Origin of the sequence: Caballeronia pedi, assembly GCF_001544915.2 — a bacterium.
GTDB lineage: Bacteria > Pseudomonadota > Gammaproteobacteria > Burkholderiales > Burkholderiaceae > Caballeronia > Caballeronia pedi.
In genome coordinates this window covers 61439-82293 of record NZ_FCOE02000024.1, presented here as the reverse complement: position 1 = coordinate 82293, position 20855 = coordinate 61439, and the positions used below count along the sequence as shown (strand labels likewise).

Genomic DNA, 20855 nt, shown 5'->3' with positions numbered 1-20855 from the left:
CACGCCCCTTCAACGCCGCCCGCGTCCCGCCTTCTGCGCGCGATCCAGCATGAACTCGATGAACGCCAGCGTCGCGCGCGTGTGGTGCCGATTCGGCATGTACAGCATGTACATGTGCGTGCCGAAGATACTAAGCCGCCATTCATCGAGCGCCGTGACGACCTCACCGCGCCGCATGTCTTCCATCACGACGTAATCCGGTACGATCCCCACGCCCAGCCCCGCGAGAATCGCCTCGCGCAGAAACAGAAAATTCTCCGAGATCAGGCTCGGCTCCAGCATCACCTCATGACGTTCGTCGTCGAGATAGGCGGCGACGCGCGTCTGCTTGCCCACCACCGTCGCGGTGATCACCGGCGCGACGCGCAGTTCTTCGAGCCGCGTCGGCATGCCTTGCTCCCCGGCATACGCCGACGACGCGCACGCGACATACCGCACCGGCCCCATGTCGCGCGCGACGAGGCTCGGCGGCGGCTCCGGCATCACGCGCACGGCGATATCGACTTCGTCGCGCATCAGGTCTTCGACGCGGTTCTCGAACATTACGTCGAGCACGATATCCGGATACTCGCGCTTGAACGCGATCAGCCATTCCGACATCACGAGCTGCCCGTAACCGCTCGGCACCGATAGCCGCACGCGTCCCTGCAGCCGCTGCCCGAGCGTCGACACCGATTCCTGCGCCGCCAGCAGCGCGTTCTGGATCGAGCGGCCGTGCTCGTAGAGCTTGAGGCCGAGTTCCGTCGGCTCGACGCGGCGCGTGGTGCGCCGCACGAGCTGCAAACCGACCGACTTTTCGAGCTGATTCAGGTGATAGCTCACATTGGCGCGGCTCATTTTGAGGCGGCGCGCGGCTTCGCTCAGATTGCCTGCATCGAGGATTTCGACCAGCAGCGTGAGTTCGTTGACATCCACGGCAAACTCGATTGTCAAATGCGATTTGACAGTCTGTCAACGAGCGCTGTAATTGTCAAGGATGCCTTTCCCCGCGAGAATGCTTGCACGCCAAACTGTAAAAATCGGATCAGGAGACTTCCTTCATGACGCTTTCGAGCGCGCCGGAAACCATCGCTGTTCAACACGCATTGCGTGGCAGCGTCCTCGTCGTGACGATCGATCACGCGCCCGTCAACGCGCTCAATGCCGCTGTGCGGCGCGGCCTGATCGACGCGATGGAAGCCGCCGACGCCAACCCGTCCGTGCGCGCCGTGCTGATCGTCGGCGCGGGGCGCAACTTCATCGCGGGCGCGGATATCCGCGAGTTCGGTAAGCCCGCGGTGCCGCCGTCGCTGCCCGAGGTGTGCAACCGCATCGAGGCGTGCGCGAAGCCGGTCGTCGCGGCGATTCACGGCGCGGCGCTCGGCGGCGGGCTGGAGGTCGCGCTGGCGTCGCATTACCGGATCGCGGTCGACGGCGCGAAGCTCGGTCTGCCCGAAGTGCAACTGGGCCTGTTGCCCGGCGCGGGCGGCACGCAGCGTTCGGCGCGTCTGATCGGCGCGCAGGCCGCGTTGTCGCTGATGCTGAGCGGGCGTCATGTCGGCGCAGAGGAGGCGCTGCGGCTCGGTCTCGTCGATCGCGTCGGCCAGAGCGATGACGTGTTCGCCGAAGGACTCGCCTATGCACACGAACTGATCGCGACGCACGCCGCGCCACGCCGCACGCGAAACGCGCGCGGTCTCGCGGACAAGGAAGCCAGCGCCGCCGCGATCGCCGCCGCGCGCGCGGAGACGCAAAAGAAATCGCGCGGCTTGCTGTCGCCGCTGAAGATCGTCGAGTGCGTGGAAGCGGCCCTGAACCTGCCGTTCGACGAAGGTCTGCGCTTCGAGCGCGAGCAGTTTCTCGAATGCCGTGAAAGTCCGCAGCGCGCGGGACTCGTGCATGCGTTCTTCGCCGAGCGCGAGGCGCAGAAGTCGCCGGAAACGCGTGACGCGCAGGCGCGCGCGCTTCGCTCGGTCGGCGTGATCGGCGGCGGGACGATGGGCGCGGGCATCGCCGTCGCGCTGCTCGATGCGGGCCTCGCGGTGACGATGATCGAACGCGACGATGCATCGCTCGAACGCGGCCGCGCGCACGTCGAAAAGGTCTACGACGGTCTCATCGCGAAGGGCCGCCTGACGCTCGAAGGCAAGGCGCAGGAGCTGAAAAATTTCCACGGCGACACGACCTACGACGCGCTCGCCGACGCCGATCTCGTCATCGAAGCGGTGTTCGAGGACATGGCGGTGAAGAAGGCCGTGTTCGCGCAACTCGATCGCGTGTGCAAGCCGGGCGCGGTGATCGCGACCAACACGTCGTATCTCGACATCGACGAGATCGCGGCAAGCATCTCGCGTCCGCAAGACGTGCTCGGGCTGCACTTCTTTTCTCCCGCGAACATCATGAAGCTGCTCGAAGTGGTCGTGCCCGCGCGCGTTGCCGCCGATGCCGTCGCGACCGGCTTCGAGCTGGCGAAGAAGCTGAAGAAGGTCGCGGTGCGCGCAGGCGTGTGCGACGGCTTCATCGGCAACCGCATGCTCGCCGTGTACCGCGCGGCGGCGGATCATCTGATGGAAGACGGCGCATCGCCGTATCAGATCGATCAGGCCGTGCGCGACTTCGGCTTTCCGATGGGACCGTATCAAGTGATCGATCTCGCAGGCGGCGATATCGGCTGGGCGGCGCGCAAACGCCGCGCCCCGATGCGCGATCCGAACGCGCGCTACGTGCGCATCGGCGACGAATTGTGCGAGCGCGGCTGGTTCGGCCAGAAGACGGGGCGCGGTTTCTATCGATACGAAGACGGCGCGCGCGTGGGCAAGCCCGATGCGGAAGTCGAATCGATCATCGACGCCGAACGCAAGCGCGCGGGCGTGACGCCGCGTGCATTCAGCGACGAGCAGATCGTGCGCCGCTACATGGCCGCGATGATCAACGAAGGCGCGAATATCGTCCACGAAGGCATCGCGCAGCGTCCGCTCGATGTCGACGCCACACTGATGCACGGCTTCGGCTTTCCGCGCTATCGCGGCGGCCCGATGCATTACGCGGATAGCATCGGCTTGGCGAACGTGCTCGCCGATATCCGCGCATTCGCGCAGGACGATCCGCTCTTCTGGCGCGCGTCGCCGCTGCTCGTCGATCTCGTCGAACGCGGCACGAACTTCGCAAGCCTGAATCAGTCGGCCTGAGGCCTTCGTCGAACTCATACGGAACAGCAATCATGGATCTGAAATTCACCGCAGACGAAGAGGCGTTTCGCGCCGACGTGCTGGACTTTCTGCGCACGTCGCTGCCGGAGCGCATCGCGCACAAGGCGCGCACGGGCGAGCACCTCACGCGCGACGACATGGCGCAATGGCACGGCATTCTCAACGCGAAAGGCTGGCTCGCGAATCACTGGCCGCAGCAATACGGCGGTCCCGGCTGGAGCGCGGTGCAGAAGTTCATCTTCGAGAACGAATGCGCGATTGCAGGCGCGCCGCGCATCGTGCCCTTCGGCGTGAACATGCTCGGGCCGGTGCTCATCAAATACGGCAGCGAGGCGCAGAAACGTCACTGGCTGCCGCGCATTCTCGACGGCACCGACTGGTGGTGCCAGGGCTATTCGGAACCGGGCGCGGGCTCCGATCTCGCGTCGGTGCGCACGACGGCCGTGCGCGCGATGGAGAACGGTGAGGAGCATTACATCGTCAACGGTCAGAAGACGTGGACCACGCTCGCTCAATACGCGAACATGATCTTCTGTCTCGTTCGCACGTCGCAGGATGTGCGCAAGCAGGAAGGCATCAGCTTCCTGTTGATCGACATGAACACGCCCGGCGTCGAAGTGCGGCCGATCATCACGCTCGATGGCGAACACGAAGTCAACGAAGTGTTCTTCACCGATGTGCGCGTGCCCGTTGCGAATCTCGTCGGCGAGGAGAACAAGGGCTGGACCTATGCGAAGTATCTGCTGACCTACGAGCGCACGAACATCGCGGGCGTGGGCTTTTCGGTCGCGGCGCTGGGCCGTCTGAAAGCGGCGGCGGGCAAGGCGCAGTGCAACGGCCGCGCGCTCATCGACGATCCCTTGTTCGCGGCGCGGCTCGCGCGTGTCGAGATCGATCTGGAGAACATGAAGACGACGAATCTGCGTGTGCTCGCGGCGGTTGCGGGCGGCGGCGCGCCGGGCGCGGAAAGCTCGATGCTGAAGATTCGCGGCACGGAGATCCGCCAGGAAATCTCGTCGCTGATGCGTCGCGCGATGGGTCCATATGCGCAGCCCTTCTTCGACGACGACGGCGACGCCGAGGCGTCGAACGCGGCGGCGCAGTACTTCAATAATCGCAAGCTGTCGATCTTCGGTGGCTCCAACGAGATTCAGAAGAACATCATCGCGAAGATGATGCTCGGCCTTTAAAGGATTCGCACGATGAATTTCCAGCATACTGACGACCGGCGCATGCTCGCGGACTCGCTGAACCGCTTCGTCGCCGAGCAATACGGGTTCGAGGCGCGGGACAAAATCGCGCGCTCGGATGAAGGTTTCAGCCGCGACATGTGGCAACGGTTCTGCGAGCTCGGCATCGTCGGCGCGTTCTTCGATGAAGCGGCTGGCGGCTTCGGCGGCGATGGCTTCGATGTCGCCGTCGTGTTCGAGGCGCTCGGTCGCGGGCTCGTCGTCGAGCCGTTTCTCGATGCGCTGATTGTCGGGCGCGCGCTCGCGCATGCGGGCAATGACGCGCAGCGCGCGCTCATCGCGAAGATGATCGACGGCGCCGCGATCGCGTCGTTCGCGCACGACGAACCCGGCTCGCACTATGAGTCTGCGCGTGTGAGCACGCGCGCCACGCGCCACGGCGACGGCTGGAAGCTGAACGGCGCGAAGGGCGTCGTGCAGCAGGCCGGGCATGCGGACGTGCTGCTCGTGTCGGCGCGTACGTCGGGTGGTGAGTACGACACGGCTGGCATTTCGCTTTTCATCGTGCCGCGCGACGCGCAAGGCGTGAGCGTGCGCGATCATCGCAAGATCGATGGCGGACGCGTGGCCGAGGTGTCGCTCGATGACGTCACGCTCGCCGCCGATGCGCTCGTCGGCAACGAAGGCGATGGACACGCGACGCTCACGCATGCCATCGGTTACGGACTCGTAGCGCTCGCCTCCGAAGCCGTCGGCGCGATGGATGTCGCGAAGGAACATACGCTCGAGTATCTGCGCACGCGCAAGCAGTTCGGCGTGCCTATCGGCGCGTTTCAGGCGTTGCAGCATCGCATGGCCGATGTCCTGCTCGAAATCGAGCAGGCGCGCTCCGCTGCGATCAATGCGGCGGCGGCGGTCGGCGAAGCGGGTGTCGCGCGCGAGCGTGCGTTGTCGGCGGCGAAGGTTTCGATCGGGCGCATCGGCGCGCGCGTCGCGGAAGAGTCGATTCAGTTGCACGGCGGCATCGGCATGACGTGGGAATTGCCGCTTTCTCATTACGCGAAGCGGCTCGTGATGATCGACCATCAACTGGGCGATGAAGATCATCATCTCGCGCGCTATATCGAACTGGGGCGCGCGGCGTCGAAGTGACCTGAGGACGACGACCATGCTGGCGATCATCGACAACAAGCTTCGGAGCGACGCGGCCAAACTCGCCGACAGGGACGATGCCACGCTCTGGCGCTGGTTCTCCGAACTCTACGAAGAAGGACGCATCCGCTGGTGCCGCTCGGCGCAAGGATGGCTCGTCAGCGTGGATCACAAGCATCTCGCGACGGAGCCGGACTTCGACAGCGCGATCCGCGCTTCGCGCGAGCGCTATTACAGCGGCAGACTCAAGCGGGCCGAGCCACGCGGCTGAAACGCGCTCGTTTGTATCGCAGTGTATCCACGCCGCGCGCCGATACATTGCGATTCGCCGGCGCGCGCATTCGACATCAGCGAGATACGTCCACCGGTTCAAATATTCCCAAGCCAACGTTGCATAACAAGGGGATATCACCATGTCGGACACGATCAATCTTCGCCGCCGCCGTTTGCTGGGCACCACTGTTGCCGGCATCGGCCTGCTCGAACTCGGCCTGAGCGGCCTCGCGGATGCGCAGACGGCAGGTACCACGCGCGGTGCTGCCACGCCTCCCGCTGCGTTCCCGGACCTCAGGCACGTCGAGACCGCGACGCTCAGCATCGGGTATGCGCAAGCGGGGCCATCGAACGGGCCGGTCGTGATCCTCGTGCACGGCTGGCCCTACGACATCCACAGCTTCGCCGAAGTCACGCCAATGCTCGCGGCGGCGGGCTATCGCGTCATCGTGCCGTATCTGCGCGGCTACGGCGGGACCCGCATTCTCTCCGCCGACACGCCGCGCAACGGACAGCAGGCGGTGATCGCACGCGACATCATCGAAATGATGGACGCGCTCAAGATCGACAAGGCGATTCTCGGCGGCTTCGACTGGGGCGCGCGCACGGTCAATATCATCGCCGCGTTGTGGCCGGAGCGCTGCAAGGCGATGGTCTCGGTGAGCGGCTATCTCATCGGCAGCCAGAAGGCCAACGAGACGCCGTTGCCGCCCAAGGCCGAACTCGCGTGGTGGTATCAGTTCTACTTCGCGACCGAGCGTGGCCGCGCGGGCTATGAAGCGAATCGCCACGAATTCAACAAGCTGATCTGGCGTCTCGCATCACCGCAATGGCGCTTCGACGACGCGACGTATGATCGCTCGGCCGTATCGTTCGACAATCCGGATCACGTCGCCATCGTGATTCACAACTATCGCTGGCGGCTCGGGCTGGCTCAGGGCGAGCCGCAATTCGACGCGCTCGAAGCGCGTCTCGCCGCCGCGCCGGCGATCGCCGTGCCGACCATCACGATGGAAGGCGACGCGAACGGCGCGCCGCATCCCGAGCCTGCCGCCTATGCGAAGAAGTTCACGGGCAAGTATCAGCATCGGAATATCGGCGGGGGTGTCGGGCATAACCTGCCGCAGGAAGCGCCGCGCGCTTTCGCCGATGCGATCATCGACGTCGCGCGCTTTTAACGCTTGGTCAACGGAGTCGAACGAGATGATGCGAAGAACCATCGGACGTGCCGTGCTGTGCCTGCCGTTGCTGTTGTGTGGAATCGCGCAGCATGCGCGGGCGGAACCATCGAAGGCGTCGCCTATTTATGGCGTCACGATTCCCGAGGGATACCGGAAGTGGGAACTGATCGCGCCGGCCGAAGAAGCCGCGCCGCTCGATGAATTGCGCGTCGTGCTCGGCAATCCTGCCGCGATCAAGGCGATAGAAAGCGCGACACAACCGTATCCCGACGGCACCATCCTCGTGAAGCTCGCGTACAAGCGCAAGCAATCGCCCGACTTCGAACCCGCAACGGTGCCCGGCGCGCCCACGACCTTGCAGGTGATGGTGAAGGACTCGCGCCGCTATGCATCGACGGGCGGCTGGGGTTTCGGGCGCTTTGTCGACGGACAGCCGGTGGACGCGGCGCAACATCAGACGTGCTTCGCGTGCCATGCCGCGCGGGTGAAAGACCGGGATTATGTTTTTACGCGCTTTGCGCCCTGAGGGCGATAACCCGCTCTCTACACTCGAATTGATCAAATAGGAGACAATATCGCCCGAGCTCGCTGACCGAGGACCGTGCCGAGCAACCATAAACTCGCGAGCCAGCATTCCGGGATATCCAAATAGTGGCAACCGAAAATCGCTTCTCCCCGAGTCTGACTACCCCGACGCCATCGCGCCAGCGATTCTCCGCGCCGAACACGCCGAACATCATCGTGCTGTGCGGCACGCTCATCGCGCTCGTGATGGTCGCGCTCTGCGCGCTGGTCCTGTATCAGGGCCGACTCGACGCGCTCGACCGCGCGCGCGACACGTCGCGCAATCTGGCCTTGCTCGCCGAGCGCGATATCGAGCGCAATTTCGAGTTGTACGAGCTGTCCCTGCAGGCCGTCGTGGAAGGCGTGCAACGCGCCGATGTCATCGCGTTGCCGCCGCAACTGCGCAACGATGTCCTGTTCGATCGCGCCGCCACCGCCCGCGACCTCGGATCGATTCTCGTGCTCGACGCGAACGGACAGATCGTCATCGATTCCGGCAGCCTCCCGCCACGACAAGGCAACTTCGCGGACCGCCGCTATTTCACGGTGCAGCGGGACCATCCCGATACCGGCCTCTACATCAGCAGCCCCTACAAGTCGCGTCTGCGCGGCGGTGCGCCCAGCATCGCGTTGAGCCGCAGGCTGTCGCATCCGGATGGATCGTTCGCGGGCGTCGCGATGATCGCGGTGAACCTCGAATACTTTCGCAATCTTTTCGCGGGCCTTTCGCTCGGGCCGCACGGCGCGGTGTCGCTGATCGGCCAGGACGGCGTGATGATCATGCGTCAACCTTTCGATGCGAACGTGATCGGCCGCGACATCAGCCATGCCGATACCTTCAGGCACTTTCGCGCGGCCGAACAGGGCAGTTTCAGCGAGATTTCGTCGATCGACGGCAGGCGGCGTCTCTACTATTTCCGCAATTTTCCGAAGCTGCCGCTCATCATCATGGTGGCCGAGGGCGAAGACGACATCTACGCGGCATGGCATCGGCGCGCGATCATCATCGGCTCGTCCATGGGCGTGCTCGCCGCCGGTTTCATCGCGTTGTCGTTCGTGCTCGCCGCGCAATTCAGGCGGCGCATGCGCGCGGAATCGGAGCTGCAGTTGCTCGCGCGCACCGATGGCCTGACCGGGCTTCACAATCGCCGCACGCTGGGCGAGATTCTCGATCAGGAATGGCGCAGGGCGTGCCGCACGCGCAGTCTGTTCTCCTTGCTGTTCGTCGATATCGATCGCTTCAAGGCCTACAACGATGCCTACGGCCATCAGGCGGGCGACGACGCGCTCGCGGCCGTGGCACGCTGTATCGGCGACAACATCCGGCGGCCCGGCGATACCGCTGCGCGCTATGGCGGCGAAGAGTTCGTCGTCGTGTTGCCCGACACGCCGCCCGAGGGCGCGGCGCACATCGCGGAGCAGATTCGCGCGGCCATCAGCGATCTTTCGATCGAGCACGCGGGCAGCGAATTCGGCCGCGTCACGGCGAGCATCGGCCTCGCGAGCTGGCGTCCCGAACGCGACGACGACGTGCGCTCGCTGATCCGCGCCGCCGACGAAGCGCTCTACGATGCGAAGGCGTCCGGACGAAACCGCGTCATGCGGGCGAGTCCGGCCTGAAGCGCGTCTACTGCGCCGCGCCGCCCGCCATCGTCTCGATGATGCTTTCGAGCTGCGCGCTCATCGGCATGTCGAGGCTCGTGCCGGACGGCAGGCGCTGAAGGAACCAGCGTTTGTACTGCCGTTCGATTTCGCCATCGGCGGCGAGCGTCTGGAACGTGTCTCTTACGACCTGCGCGAGTTGCGGATCGTTCTTGCGGAACATGATGCCGTACGGGTCATACGACAGATAATCGCCGATCACCTGATACGCGCCGCCCTTCGCGCGATTCTCGGCGATGAGACCGTACAGCAGCACGTCGTCGGTGGCGAACGCATCGGCCTGGCCGTTCGCGACGCGCGCGAAGCCTTCCGCGTGATCGGGCACGACCTGCAACTGCAGGCCGAGGGCGAACTTCTTGTCGAGATCGCGCAAGGCCTTTTCATTCGTGGTGCCGGCTGTCACCGCGACCTTCTTTCCCGCGAGATCGCGAAACGAGCGGATCGGCGAGCCTTGCTTGACCATTACCTTGGTGCCGGCGACGAAGAAAATCGGCGAAAAGGCCACGCGTTTCTGGCGTTCGAGATTGCTCGTCGTCGAGCCGCATTCCAGATCGACCTTGCCATCGACGACCGCATCGATGCGATTCTCCGACGTGACCGGCACCCACTGGATATTCAGGCGCTTGTGGATGGCGTCGCCGATCGCCGCGACGAGCGACTTGCACAGTTCGATGGAATAGCCGATGGGCTCCTTGCGCGCGCCCAGATACGAAAACGGCACCGACGCGTCGCGGTAGCCGAGCGCGATCGTGCCCGTGTCGCGCGCCTTGGCGAGCGTGCCGGTCAGTGTCGCGGGGGCGTAGGCGTCGGCGTTCGGCGGCGGGGTCTGCACGTCGTCGTCGGCCGCGCGCGCGCCGCACGCCATGGCGATCAGGCTGGCCGAAGCCAGCGCCGCCCAGAAGCGCTGCATCTTCATGACTCGCCTCCGTCAGACCTGTGCCGGATGCGCGAGCGAGGCGTCCTGTTCGGCCTCGATGCGCGCCGCATTCGCCGCCGCGTCCTGCTCCGACAACAACTCGCCTTCCCACTTGGCGACCACCGCGCTCGCGATGGAGTTACCCACGGCGTTCGTGGCGGACCGGCCCATGTCGAGGAAGGTGTCCACGCCGAGGATCAGCAGCAGGCCCGCCTCGGGAATGTTGAAGTGATTGAGCGTGGCCGCGATCACGACAAGCGACGCGCGCGGCACGCCCGCCATGCCCTTCGAGGTCAGCATCAGAATCAGCAGCATCGTGATCTGCGTGCTGATCGACAGATGAATGTTGTACGCCTGCGCGATGAACAGCGTCGCGAACGTGCAGTACATCATCGAGCCGTCGAGGTTGAACGAGTAGCCCATCGGCATCACGAAGCTGGAGATCTTGCGCTTCACGCCGAAGCGGTCGAGCGCGTCGAGGATCTTCGGATACGCGGCCTCGGAACTGGCGGTCGCGAACGACAGCATGAACGCTTCCTTGATGAGCGACAGCAGCCTGAAGACGCGTCGTTTGAGAAACACGAAACCCGCGAGGACGAGCAGTCCCCACAGCAGAAACAGGCTCAGGTAGAAGTCGGCCATGAAGACGGCGAACTTCAGCAGGATCGTGAGCCCGTTGACCGCGACGGTGGCGGCCATCGCGGCGAGCACGGCGAGCGGCGCGAGCTTCATCACGTAGCCGGTGATCTTGAGCATCACGTGCGAGAGCTGATCGATCGCGGCGAGCAGCACCTTGCCTTTCTCGCCGAGCGCGGCGAGCGCGACGCCGAAGAACATCGAGAACACGACGATCTGCAGGATCTCGTTGTTGGCCATCGATTCGGCGAAGGAGCGCGGCACCATATGGCCGACGAAGTCCTTCAGCGTGAATTTCGATGTCGCGAGATTCGCCGACGCGCCGATGTCGGGCAGCGGCAAGCCGAGGTTGTCGCCGGGCCTGAGCAGATTCGACATCACCAGCCCGAGCAGCAGCGAAACGAGCGACGCGGTGACGAACCAGCCGAGCGCCTTGGCGAACACGCGTCCGACCGAGGCCGCGTCGCCCATGTGCGCAATGCCGACGACCAGCGTGGAAAACACGAGCGGACCGATCAGCATCTTGATGAGCCGCAGAAAGACGTCGGACACGAGCGAGATGTAACCGGCGATCTCGGTGGCGGCTTTCTTGTCGGGGAAGCTCATGAAGATCATGTAGCCGAGCCCGATGCCTAAGACCATCGCGCCCAGGATCCAGATGGCTGCGGAATTCTTCTTGTTCATCTCCAGGCCTCCAGTGACTGCATATCGAACGATTGCGTGTGGAATTTCGGATGGAACAGGCGAAGCGGGGCGGGCGCGGTCCGGCGCGTGTCCGCGACAGTCAGATGGTAACGTCGCGCCCCGATCTCTGCTGGCAGTGTAAACGCGGTTACGGAACTCGCGCACGAATTGCCTAAACTGAACTGAATCGACAGGTTCGGGCCGCGGACCATGATCGAACTCGACAGACTCGCCCAGATCCGTATCTTCGCCGATCTCCCGCAAGACCGGCTGGCATGGTTGAGCGATCGCGTCAGCGAATTTTCGATAGCGGCGGGCGACGTGGTGCTGCGCGAGGGCGACATGGCCACGAGCCTGACGATCCTTCTCGACGGCGAACTCGTCGCGACGCAAAGCGCCGGCGGAGAGCACGATGTCGAACGCTATGTCAGGCCGGAAGCGTTCGGCACACCCTGCGTGATGGCGTCGATACCCTATCCGGTGACGCTCACCGCGACGCGCGATTGCCGGCTCGCGCGCCTGCCGGAAGCGGCGTTCCGTGAACTGTTCGTGTCATGCGGCTCGTTCAGCCAGGCCGTCGCGCGCGTGATGAGCGACTGGCTGACCGCGCTCGAAACCGCCGCGCTCAATCGCAGCCGGCTCGCCGCGCTGGGCAAGCTCGCTGCGGGACTCGCGCATGAGATGAACAATCCGGCATCGGCGTTGACGAGCGGGCTTGCCTACGTGCGCCGCGAGTTGGACGCGCTCGAAGCGTCGGCGCTCGCGCTCGGCCGGCACGCGGTATCGAAGGAAATGCTCGATCGGCTCGGCGCACTTGTCGCCCGCGGGGCCGCAGAGACGGCGGGTCCGGTTTGCCAGAGCGAGCGCGAGTCGCGCCTGGCCGACTGGCTCGCCGCGCGCGGCGTGTCTCAGCCGTGGCGGGTTGCACCGGCGCTCGCGGCCCGTGGCGTCGCGCCGGACGACCTCGCGCCGCTCGCGGACGAACTGAGCCCGGCGCAACTCGATGCGGCCATCGGCTGGATCGCGCGCGTGCTGGATCTTCGCTGCGTGGTGGATGACGCGGCGCAAGGCGCGCAGCGCATCTTCGATATCGTCGCGGCGATGAAATCCTATTCGTTCATGGATCAGGGGCCGCAACAGGAAATCGATCTGCACGATGGCATCGACAACACGCTGATGGTGATGACGCACGAGACGCAGCGCGGCATCGCGATCACGCGCGCATACGATCGCAGCCTGCCGCGCATCCAGGCCTACGGCAGCGAGCTCAATCAGGTCTGGACGAGCATCGTCGAGAATGCGATCGAGGCGATGGACGGGCAGGGCACCCTCGCGATCCGCACGCGCCGTGACGGCGACGACGCCGTCGTCGAAATCGCCGATAACGGCCCGGGCATTCCACCCGACGCGCTGGAGCACGTGTTCGAGCCGTTCTACACGTCGAAGTACGCGCTCCATGCACACGGCCCGAGCCTCGGGCTCGGTTTGCATATCGCGTACCGCATCGTGGTGAACCGGCACGGCGGAACGATCGGCGCGCGGTCGGATGCCAACGGCACGGTCTTTCGCGTCACGCTGCCGCTCGCGGGAAGACGCGCCGAAGCCCATGAAAACGGGCGGCTCGCGGGCCCGGTGCTGTGATGAAAGGTGCCCGAAACCTCGTCGCCATAGCGTCTACAATGTCTGCAACGCATGCCGCGCCCGCAGTCGTAGGCGCCTGAGCCGCCATGGACAAGCCCGTGATTCTCGCCGTGGACGACGACCCGATCGTGGCCGGCGCGGTCGCGCGTGACTTGCAGATCGCATACGGCGAGCACTATCAGATCGTGCGCATGGATTCGGGCCCGGCGGCGCTGGAAGCGGCGCAGCATTTGCGCCTGCAGAACCGGTCCGTGGCGCTTTTCATCGCGGATCAGCGCATGCCGAAGATGAGCGGCATCGAGTTCCTCGAACAGGCCATCGAACTGTTTCCCGAAGCCAAGCGCGTGCTGCTCACCGCTTACGCCGACACCGACGCCGCCATCCGCGCGATCAACACGGTGCATCTCGATCAGTATCTGCTCAAGCCCTGGCATCCACCCGAGCAAAACTTCTATCCGGCGCTCGACGATCTGCTCGCCGACTGGCACGCGTCGTCGCGTTCGGCGTTTCAGGGCATTCGCATTCTCGATCACCGCTGGTCGCCGCAAGGGCATCAACTGCGCGACTTCATGGCGCGCAATCACATTCCGTTTCGCTGGCTCGATGTCGAGCGGCACGCCGAGGCCGAGCCGCTCCTGAGCGCGCTCGCGCCGGGGCAGCGTCATCTGCCGGTGGTCGTGTTCGAGGACGGCAGCGTGCAGAGCCGGCCCACGACCGCGCACATCGCCGAAAAGGTCGGGCTGCACACGCGCTCGACGACGCCGTTCCACGATCTCGTGATCGTCGGCGGCGGGCCGGCCGGACTGGCCGCGGCCGTGTACGGCGCATCGGAAGGGCTGCATGTCGCGATCATCGAGTGCGACGCGCCCGGCGGGCAGGCCGGCACGAGTTCGCATATCGACAACTATCTCGGCTTTCCGTCCGGCGTGAGCGGCGCGGACCTGTCGCGGCGCGCGCTCGCGCAGGCGCGGCGCTTCGGCGCGGAGATGATCCTCACGCAGCACGCGGTGGGGCTGCGCATCGAGCCGCCATACAAGTTCGTCAGGCTATCGGATGGATCGGAAGTGAGCTGTCTCGCGCTGATGGTCGCGAGCGGCGTGTCGTATCGCAAGCTGGAAGCGCGCGGGGTGCAGGAACTGACGGGCGCCGGCGTGTATTACGGCGCGGCGCTGGTGGAAGCCGTCGCGTGCGCGAATCAGGACTTGTATATCGTCGGCGGCGCCAATTCTGCCGGCCAGGGCGCGATGTTTCTGTCGAAGTACGCGCGTTCGGTCACGATCCTGTGCCGCGGGCCATCGTTGAGCGCGGGCATGTCGCACTATCTCGTCGAGCAGATTCACGAGACCGAGAACATTCGCGTGCGCCCACATACGGAAGTCGAGAGCGTGAGCGGCGACGGCCATCTCGCGGAAATCACGCTGCGCGACCTGCAGACCGGAGATTCGGAAACCGTTCCGGCGAGCGGCCTGTTCGTGTTCATCGGCGCGGCGCCGTGCACGGAATGGCTGCGCGGCGTGGTCGAGCGCGACGAGCACGGCTTTCTGCTGACGGGCCGCGCGCTCGTCAAAGGCGGCCGCGCGCCGGCGGGATGGGAGTCCGGGCGCGATCCGTTCCTGCTCGAAACGAGCGTCCCCGGCATTTTCGCGGCGGGCGACGTGCGCGCCGATTCGGTCAAGCGCGTCGCGGCGGCGGTGGGCGAAGGTTCGATCGCCGTGCATTTCATCCATCAATATCTCGCGAATCCATGAGCGATCCGTCGATGCTCTTCGAGATGCCGCTCTTCGCGGTCTTGTCCGCCGAGCGCAAGCAGTGGCTCAGCGCGAATCTGAGCGAGCATCGCCTGAAGCGTGGCGAAATTTTGATGCGCGAAGGGCAGACCGTGACGCATCAGTTCATCCTGCTCGAAGGCGAGCTGCTGACGGAAAAGCTCGTAGCGGGCCGCCAGGTGATCGACGACACGCGCCTCGCGCCGGTTTCGGTCGCGGAGGCTTCGTTGCTCGCGGGCATGCCGCTGCCGCTGACCTTCAGCGCGAACACGGACTGCTATCTCGTCTCGCTGACCGAGAGCGTCGTGCGTACGCTGTTGAGCGAATGCGAGTCCTTCAGCAAGCAGATTTTCCGTTCGATGTACGGCCGCATCAGCGCCTACGACAGCTTCATTCTCAGCGGCGAGAAGCTGGCCGCGCTCGGACGCCTGTCGGCGGGGCTCGCGCATGAGCTGAACAATCCGGCGGCGGCCGTGGCGCGCGCGGCGGACGGCATGCGCGACGCGCTCGACAGCCTGCATCGGGCGACGCGCGCGCTCGTCCTGTGCGCGATGCCCGCCGACATCATGGACACGCTCGACGTCTGGGCGAGCCGCGCGCCGCCCGTTGTCGACGCGACGCCGCAGGGCGCGTTGCGGCAGAGCGAAGCGGAGGAAAGCTTCGCGCAGTGGCTTTCGTCACACGGTTTCGCGAAGCCCTGGCTCATCGCGCCCCGGCTCGTGGCGGCCGGCTTTGCGCCGGAAGAATTCGAGTCCGTAGCGGCGCGCGTGACCCGCGAGCAATTCGGCGCGGCTGTCCGCTGGCTCGCCGCGACATTCGAGATGCGCTTTCTGTCGGAGCAGACGTGGGTCGGTGCCGGACGCATCTCGGAGATCGTCAAGGCGATGAAGTCGTACTCCTACATGGATCAGGCGCCGCTGCAGGAAGTCGATATTCACAATGGTATCGAAGATACGTTGACCATCATGCAGCATCGGTTGAAGCACGGCGTGGTCGTCACGCGGGACTACGATCGCGCGTTGCCGCCCGTGCCGGTGTACGGCAGCGAGCTGAATCAGGTGTGGACCAATCTGATCGACAACGCCATCGACGCCATGGAAGAAAAGGGCGAGCTGACGATCCGCTCGCATCGGGAAGGCAACTGCGCGGTGATCGAGATATCCGACACGGGCCACGGCATACCGGCCGATATCCTGCCGCGCCTGTTCGAGCCGTTTTTCACGACCAAGCCGCCCGGCAAGGGCAACGGGCTGGGGCTGCACATCGCGTATCGCACGGTGGTGCTTCGGCACGATGGCCGGCTCAACGTGGTCGCGAACGAAGGCGGAACCACGTTTCAGGTGCGGCTGCCGCTCGAGCATCGGCACGCCGCGGCGCGCTGAGCGCTCAGCCGGGCGCGCGCTCCGACACCGTCTCGCGATGCGCGTCGTACGAAGGCGCGCTGGCGTCGGCGGGCAACGACGAGCCGAGCGCTGCCGACAGCAAACCTTCGACCGACGGGCCCATCGCGTCCGTGAAGGTCTTCGGGTGCACACCGATCGCGAGCACCAGCACGGCCATCGCCCCGAACAACGCGAACTCGCGCTTGCCCAGATCGCGCAGCGTGGCCACGCGTTCGTTCTTCACCGCGCCGAAGAGCACGCGCTTGACCATCCACAGCGTGTAGGCGGCGCTCAGGATCAGCGACGTGGCGGCGATCGCGCCGATCCAGAAATTCACGCGAATCGCGCCCATCAGCACCAGAAACTCGCCGACGAAACCCGACGTGCCCGGCAGGCCGACATTGGCCATCGAGAACAGCATCGCGCAGACGGCGAAGCGGGGCATCGTGTTGGCGACGCCGCCGTAGGCATCGATCGAGCCGTTTTTGGTGCGCTCGACCAGCACGCCGGTGCACAGCAGCATCGCGCCCGAGACGATGCCGTACGACAGCATCTGCACGACCGCGCCTTCGGTGCCCATGCGGTCGAACGTGAACAGGCCCAGCGTCACGAGACCCATGTGCGCGACCGCCGAGTACGCGAGCAGCTTGCGCATGTCCGTCTGCACGAGCGCGACGAGACTGCCGTAGATGACGGCGACCAGCGCCAGCGCGATCATCGCCGGGGCGAAGAAGTGAGAGGCGTCGGGCACGATCGGCAGTACGTAGCGCAGCATGCCGTAGCCGCCGATCTTCAGCATGCCGAGCAGGATCGCCGCGCCGGTTGGGCCTTCCGCGTTGACGTCGGGCAGCCACGTGTGGACCGGCCACATCGGCACCTTGACCGAGAACGCCGCGAGGAAGCAGACGAACACCACGATCTGCGGCGTGAAGCCGAGCTTCAGATGGCGCCACGCGTCGATGTCGAAGGTATGCGCCTGCGTCCACAGGTAGATCAGCGCGGCCAGCATCGCGAGCGAGCCGAGCAGCGAGAAAAAGAAGAAGCGGATCGCCGCGTACACGCGCCGCTCGGCGCCCCACGTGCCGATCAGCAGATACAGCGGAATCAGCGACGCCTCGAAGAACACGAAGAACAGCATACCGTCGAGCGAGGCGAACACGCCCTGCATGCAGCCCGAGAGCACGAGAAACGCGCCGTAGTACTGCGCGACCTGCTTCGTGACCGCCTGCCACGACGCGATGAAGACGATGAGCGTCGTCACGGCCGTGAGCACGGTGAACCACAGCGAAATGCCATCGACGCCCAGGTGATACGAGATGCCGAACTGCGGCAGCCATTCGACGCGCTCGACAAACTGCATCGCGCCCGACGACGCATCGAAGCGCGCCAGCAGCGGCACGACCGGCAGCAGGCTGAGGATCGCGCCGAACATCGCGACGGCGCGCGCGAGCGTCGCCGATGCGCTGAACGTCAGCACGAAGATGCCTGACACCACGGGAATCCAGATAAGAAAGCTGAGAACGGACGGCAGATGCATGGGCTTTTTTGAATCGAACGCAAGGCGCGGCGCGCACGCGATGGACGTGCTCGCTGGAACAGCGCGAATGACAGTGGACTGTAAGGCGGGGCGGGTGCGCGGAGGGTTCGGTGTGACTCGAACGTATTCAGCGTAGGCCTAAGGGTTAACGAGAATAACTCAAAAGAAAAGACTTTGGGGGATTTGCCGAGGATCAAATTCATTGCGTCCAGCGGCATTGACATTTTTACCGATTGGCTGTTCGGCGGACGGCGCAATGAATAAACCGTCCGTTCGCTCCGGGCTTGCCCTGATTTGCCCGGAGCCGTCTGGCCCTTAGCCTAGATAGCAAGGAGACTCAGCATGCGAAAAGTATTCAAGGCCGTCGTATTCGCGCTCGTCGCTTACCTCGTCGCGGATCGCGCCATGCTTCACGCGCAGGGACGCGATCTGACGGCGGCTGCGTGCGTCCAGAGCGCCGCGCAGGTCGAATTCGACGCACTAAGCAAGGGCTTCAGTCAGGCCGCCGCGAGTAGCCAGCGCGACGCGTTCAGGTCGCAATGTCTGGTGTCGGGCCGCGGGCAGAACGGCGAAGCCGTCGCGATGCGTTGAAACGGCAATCCGTTCAGTCGAAAAAGTCGCGAACGACTTTGCCGCGGCGGGTTCCGGTTTTTTGATAATTTACATAATCGAAAGACGCTTTTTTACGTATTTTGCTCTGCCGCGCTGGACGTGTTGCCGAGAAAACGGATAAGCTGCCGTTCGGCAATTTTATGCCGGACAGTGATTCGAGCGGAACGGTAAAAGCGTGGTCAAATTAAACGGTTATGTTATTAATCTGGATCGAAGTGAGAATCGACTTGCTTCAATAACCTCGCAACTCGCGGAAATCGGATGGTTCGACCGTTTTCAGCGCTTTCGCGCGGTGGACGGGAAATTCGAGGGCCCTTTCGATAACGTTGGCGAAAATTGCGTCTGGGCGTGTCGCCGCTCGCATGAACGGATCATCATGGAATCCGATCAGGACGCCGCGACCATTATTCTGGAAGACGACGTCGAACTCAGTCGATATCTTCCGGAAGTAGTCAACGAAGGGATGATCGAACACATAATTGGGAATCATCCGGGAATCGACATGTTCTTCCTGGACTGCGCTCCTTTTTATGACCAGGTACCCCAACTCATCAGGGCCGCCGAGCGAGGCTTGTCCAATCGGGCAAAGGCAGACTCGAACAGCGCTGACCGGCACGCCGTAACAGGACTGTCGTTCCCCAATGCGCAGACAATCTATGCCTTTTGCGCTGCGGCTTATGTGGTGACACCAAAAGGAAAGGCAACGCTACGCAAACTCTTTGAAGCCGGACACGACGCCAGATACCCAATCGATATTCTGTATCGGGACTGGATCGCTTCCGGTGCGTTAAAAGCCAATATCACAGTGCCGTTTCTTGCTACGGCCCGATACATGAGCCCCTCGACGATCGCATATCAGGAACTCGATCAGTCGCAACAATTGAATCAACGGAGCGTCATGCTCACCAGTGCAATTCGACGGCTCCTGTTTGCGGGAAATCCAGCTTTAGACGTGAACGCGATCGAGCCGCTCCTGTGTGAATCCCGCGATTCATCGGAGTATCGGCTCGGCATGCGTATTTACGAGTCTTTGTGGTCCGATCCTCAATAATCCGCTGCCTCAATTCAGCTTCACGGTAGGCCGCACGCGTTCGCGAAGCCATTGGCTCGCGGCGTACATCACTGCTCGCCTGATGCCGGTCAGCCCCATGATGTGCCGGCGATACAGATGCCGGTAACACGACGCCGCGAACCATCCGTCGATGAAAAGCGGCTGCCTCAGCAATTCGCTCATCAGCGCGCCCGCCGCGCCCGCGCGTCCGAAGGAAATCAGCGTGCCCTGATCGCGGTAGGCGAATAACGGCACGGGGCGATCGTCGAGGCGGCGCGTGATCGCATCGGCGAGATAGACGGCCTGCTGAAAGGCCGCCTGCGCGCGCGGCGGCACGAGCGCATCGCCTTTCGCTGCAGCGCACGCCGCGCAATCTCCCATTGCGTGGATGCCCGAACCGGGTTCGATCTGCAACGTGCCGTCGACGATCACCTGTCCGAGCCGGTTCAGCGGCAAGCCTTCGAGCGTGCGCAACACGGGCGGCCCTTCCACGCCGGCGGCCCAGATGGTGATGTCGCTCGCGAGGGTTTCGCCATCGGCGGTCTGTACGGCGTTCGCATCGACCGCGCGCACGCGGCAACCCAGTTTCACTTCCACGCCGATTCCGGCGAGCACGTCCTGAGCGCGCGTCGAGATGCGCTCGGGCAGCGCGGGCAGCACGCGCGGCGCGCCTTCCAGCAGACGAATGCGGATGTCGTCGGCCGGATCGAGCGATGCGAGGTGATAGTCGCGCAGCATTTCCGCCGAGCCGCGCAGCGCGGCGGCCAGTTCGACGCCCGTCGCGCCGCCGCCGATCACCGTCACTGAAACGGGCGTCCTGGCCGCGCCGGGCGCCGCCTGCCGCGCATGGCCCGAGCGCAGCAGGCTCGACAGCAGACGCCGCCTGAACGTCTCAGCCTGCTCCACCGTTTCGAGCGTCAGCGCATGCTGTTCGGCGCCCGGAATCGCGAAGAAGTTCGTCACGCTGCCGAGCGCGAGCACGAGCGTATCGAACGCGAGCGTGCGCTTCGGCATGAGCGGGCGGCCATCGATATCGGTCGTCTCGTCGATGACGATCTCGCGCCGACCCCGGTCGATGCTCGCGAGCGCACCCTGTTCGAAGCGGAAGTGATTCCACTTCGCGTGAGCGGCGTAGTCGATCTGATGGCTCGATGCATCGATCTGGCCCGCCGCGACTTCGTGCAGCAGCGGCTTCCAGAAGTGCGTCGGAAAACGGTCGATGAGGATCACTTCGGCGCGGCGACGCTTGCCGACGCCGTTGCCGAGACGCGTCGCGAGTTCCAGCCCGGCCGCGCCGCCGCCCACGATGACGATGCGATGCGGAGAATCGGCCTGGCGTTGCGCATAAGGATTCAACATCATGGTTCTCCTGGAATGACGATTGGATGCTTGACGACCTCGTTGGAAAAAATATAAGGTC

17 protein-coding genes are annotated in these 20855 nt (G+C 64.5%); 12 read left to right on the top strand and 5 right to left on the bottom strand.

Annotation, left to right across the window (positions count from 1 at the left end; genetic code table 11):
• Positions 1–9: 9 nt before the first annotated feature.
• A complete protein-coding gene (locus tag AWB80_RS28280) occupies positions 10–915 on the bottom strand; it encodes a LysR family transcriptional regulator (RefSeq protein ID WP_061177980.1) in 906 nt (301 codons plus the stop codon).
• A 125-nt stretch (positions 916–1040) separates the two neighbouring features.
• On the opposite strand from AWB80_RS28280, the gene AWB80_RS28275 reads away from it, so the two are divergent.
• The 7 genes from AWB80_RS28275 to AWB80_RS28245 all read left to right on the top strand — a co-directional run bounded on the left by AWB80_RS28275 (position 1041) and on the right by AWB80_RS28245 (position 9168).
• Positions 1041–3167: a 3-hydroxyacyl-CoA dehydrogenase NAD-binding domain-containing protein gene (locus AWB80_RS28275; protein WP_061177979.1), complete on the top strand. Its 2127-nt coding sequence runs from the start codon at positions 1041–1043 to the stop codon at positions 3165–3167.
• A 32-nt stretch (positions 3168–3199) separates the two neighbouring features.
• Complete coding sequence (locus AWB80_RS28270; protein WP_061177978.1) at positions 3200–4378, top strand: acyl-CoA dehydrogenase family protein; 1179 nt, start codon at positions 3200–3202, stop codon at positions 4376–4378.
• A gap of 12 nt (positions 4379–4390) precedes the next feature.
• Complete coding sequence (locus tag AWB80_RS28265) at positions 4391–5530, top strand: acyl-CoA dehydrogenase family protein (RefSeq protein ID WP_061177977.1); 1140 nt, start codon at positions 4391–4393, stop codon at positions 5528–5530.
• Positions 5531–5546: 16 nt separating this feature from the next.
• A complete protein-coding gene (locus AWB80_RS28260) occupies positions 5547–5801 on the top strand; it encodes a hypothetical protein (RefSeq protein WP_225936682.1) in 255 nt (84 codons plus the stop codon).
• Positions 5802–5943: 142 nt separating this feature from the next.
• On the top strand, positions 5944–6981 hold the full coding sequence (locus tag AWB80_RS28255; protein WP_061177976.1) for an alpha/beta fold hydrolase: 1038 nt from the start codon (positions 5944–5946) through the stop codon (positions 6979–6981).
• Between the two features lie 25 nt (positions 6982–7006).
• On the top strand, positions 7007–7510 hold the full coding sequence (locus AWB80_RS28250; RefSeq protein ID WP_061177975.1) for a cytochrome P460 family protein: 504 nt from the start codon (positions 7007–7009) through the stop codon (positions 7508–7510).
• Between the two features lie 215 nt (positions 7511–7725).
• Entirely contained in the window at positions 7726–9168 is a 1443-nt protein-coding gene (locus AWB80_RS28245) for a sensor domain-containing diguanylate cyclase (protein WP_425266892.1), read from the top strand.
• Between the two features lie 7 nt (positions 9169–9175).
• Here AWB80_RS28245 and AWB80_RS28240 read toward each other — a convergent pair whose 3' ends face one another.
• Both AWB80_RS28240 and AWB80_RS28235 read right to left on the bottom strand, forming a co-directional pair.
• Entirely contained in the window at positions 9176–10126 is a 951-nt protein-coding gene (locus AWB80_RS28240) for an amino acid ABC transporter substrate-binding protein (protein WP_061177973.1), read from the bottom strand.
• Between the two features lie 12 nt (positions 10127–10138).
• A complete protein-coding gene (locus AWB80_RS28235; RefSeq protein ID WP_061177972.1) occupies positions 10139–11446 on the bottom strand; it encodes a dicarboxylate/amino acid:cation symporter in 1308 nt (435 codons plus the stop codon).
• Between the two features lie 210 nt (positions 11447–11656).
• Here AWB80_RS28235 and AWB80_RS28230 point away from each other — a divergent pair, with 210 nt between their 5' ends.
• The 3 genes from AWB80_RS28230 (at position 11657) to AWB80_RS28220 (ending at position 16235) form a co-directional block, all read left to right on the top strand.
• Positions 11657–13087, top strand: a complete 1431-nt coding sequence (locus tag AWB80_RS28230) for a sensor histidine kinase (RefSeq protein ID WP_061177971.1) — start codon at positions 11657–11659, stop codon at positions 13085–13087.
• Between the two features lie 86 nt (positions 13088–13173).
• Positions 13174–14835 carry an FAD-dependent oxidoreductase gene (locus AWB80_RS28225; protein ID WP_061177970.1) on the top strand — a complete coding sequence of 554 codons (1662 nt, stop codon included), beginning with the start codon at positions 13174–13176 and terminating at the stop codon, positions 14833–14835.
• Positions 14832–16235, top strand: coding sequence for an ATP-binding protein (locus AWB80_RS28220; protein ID WP_061177969.1), 1404 nt, complete (start codon positions 14832–14834; stop codon positions 16233–16235). The genes AWB80_RS28225 and AWB80_RS28220 overlap by 4 nt, the downstream gene beginning before the upstream one ends.
• 4 nt (positions 16236–16239) lie before the next feature.
• Here the strand turns inward: AWB80_RS28220 and AWB80_RS28215 are convergent, their stop codons facing one another.
• Positions 16240–17772 carry a complex I subunit 4 family protein gene (locus AWB80_RS28215; protein WP_061177968.1) on the bottom strand — a complete coding sequence of 511 codons (1533 nt, stop codon included), beginning with the start codon at positions 17770–17772 and terminating at the stop codon, positions 16240–16242.
• A gap of 342 nt (positions 17773–18114) precedes the next feature.
• On the opposite strand from AWB80_RS28215, the gene AWB80_RS28210 reads away from it, so the two are divergent.
• Together AWB80_RS28210 and AWB80_RS28205 are read left to right on the top strand one after the other, a co-directional pair.
• A complete protein-coding gene (locus AWB80_RS28210; RefSeq protein WP_061177967.1) occupies positions 18115–18363 on the top strand; it encodes a hypothetical protein in 249 nt (82 codons plus the stop codon).
• 196 nt (positions 18364–18559) lie between these two features.
• The gene (locus AWB80_RS28205) at positions 18560–19435 is read left to right on the top strand and encodes a glycosyltransferase family 25 protein (RefSeq protein WP_061177966.1); all 876 of its coding nucleotides are present in this window, start codon (positions 18560–18562) and stop codon (positions 19433–19435) included.
• Between the two features lie 9 nt (positions 19436–19444).
• Here AWB80_RS28205 and AWB80_RS28200 read toward each other — a convergent pair whose 3' ends face one another.
• On the bottom strand, positions 19445–20797 hold the full coding sequence (locus AWB80_RS28200; RefSeq protein ID WP_061177965.1) for an NAD(P)/FAD-dependent oxidoreductase: 1353 nt from the start codon (positions 20795–20797) through the stop codon (positions 19445–19447).
• Positions 20798–20855 lie beyond the last annotated feature (58 nt).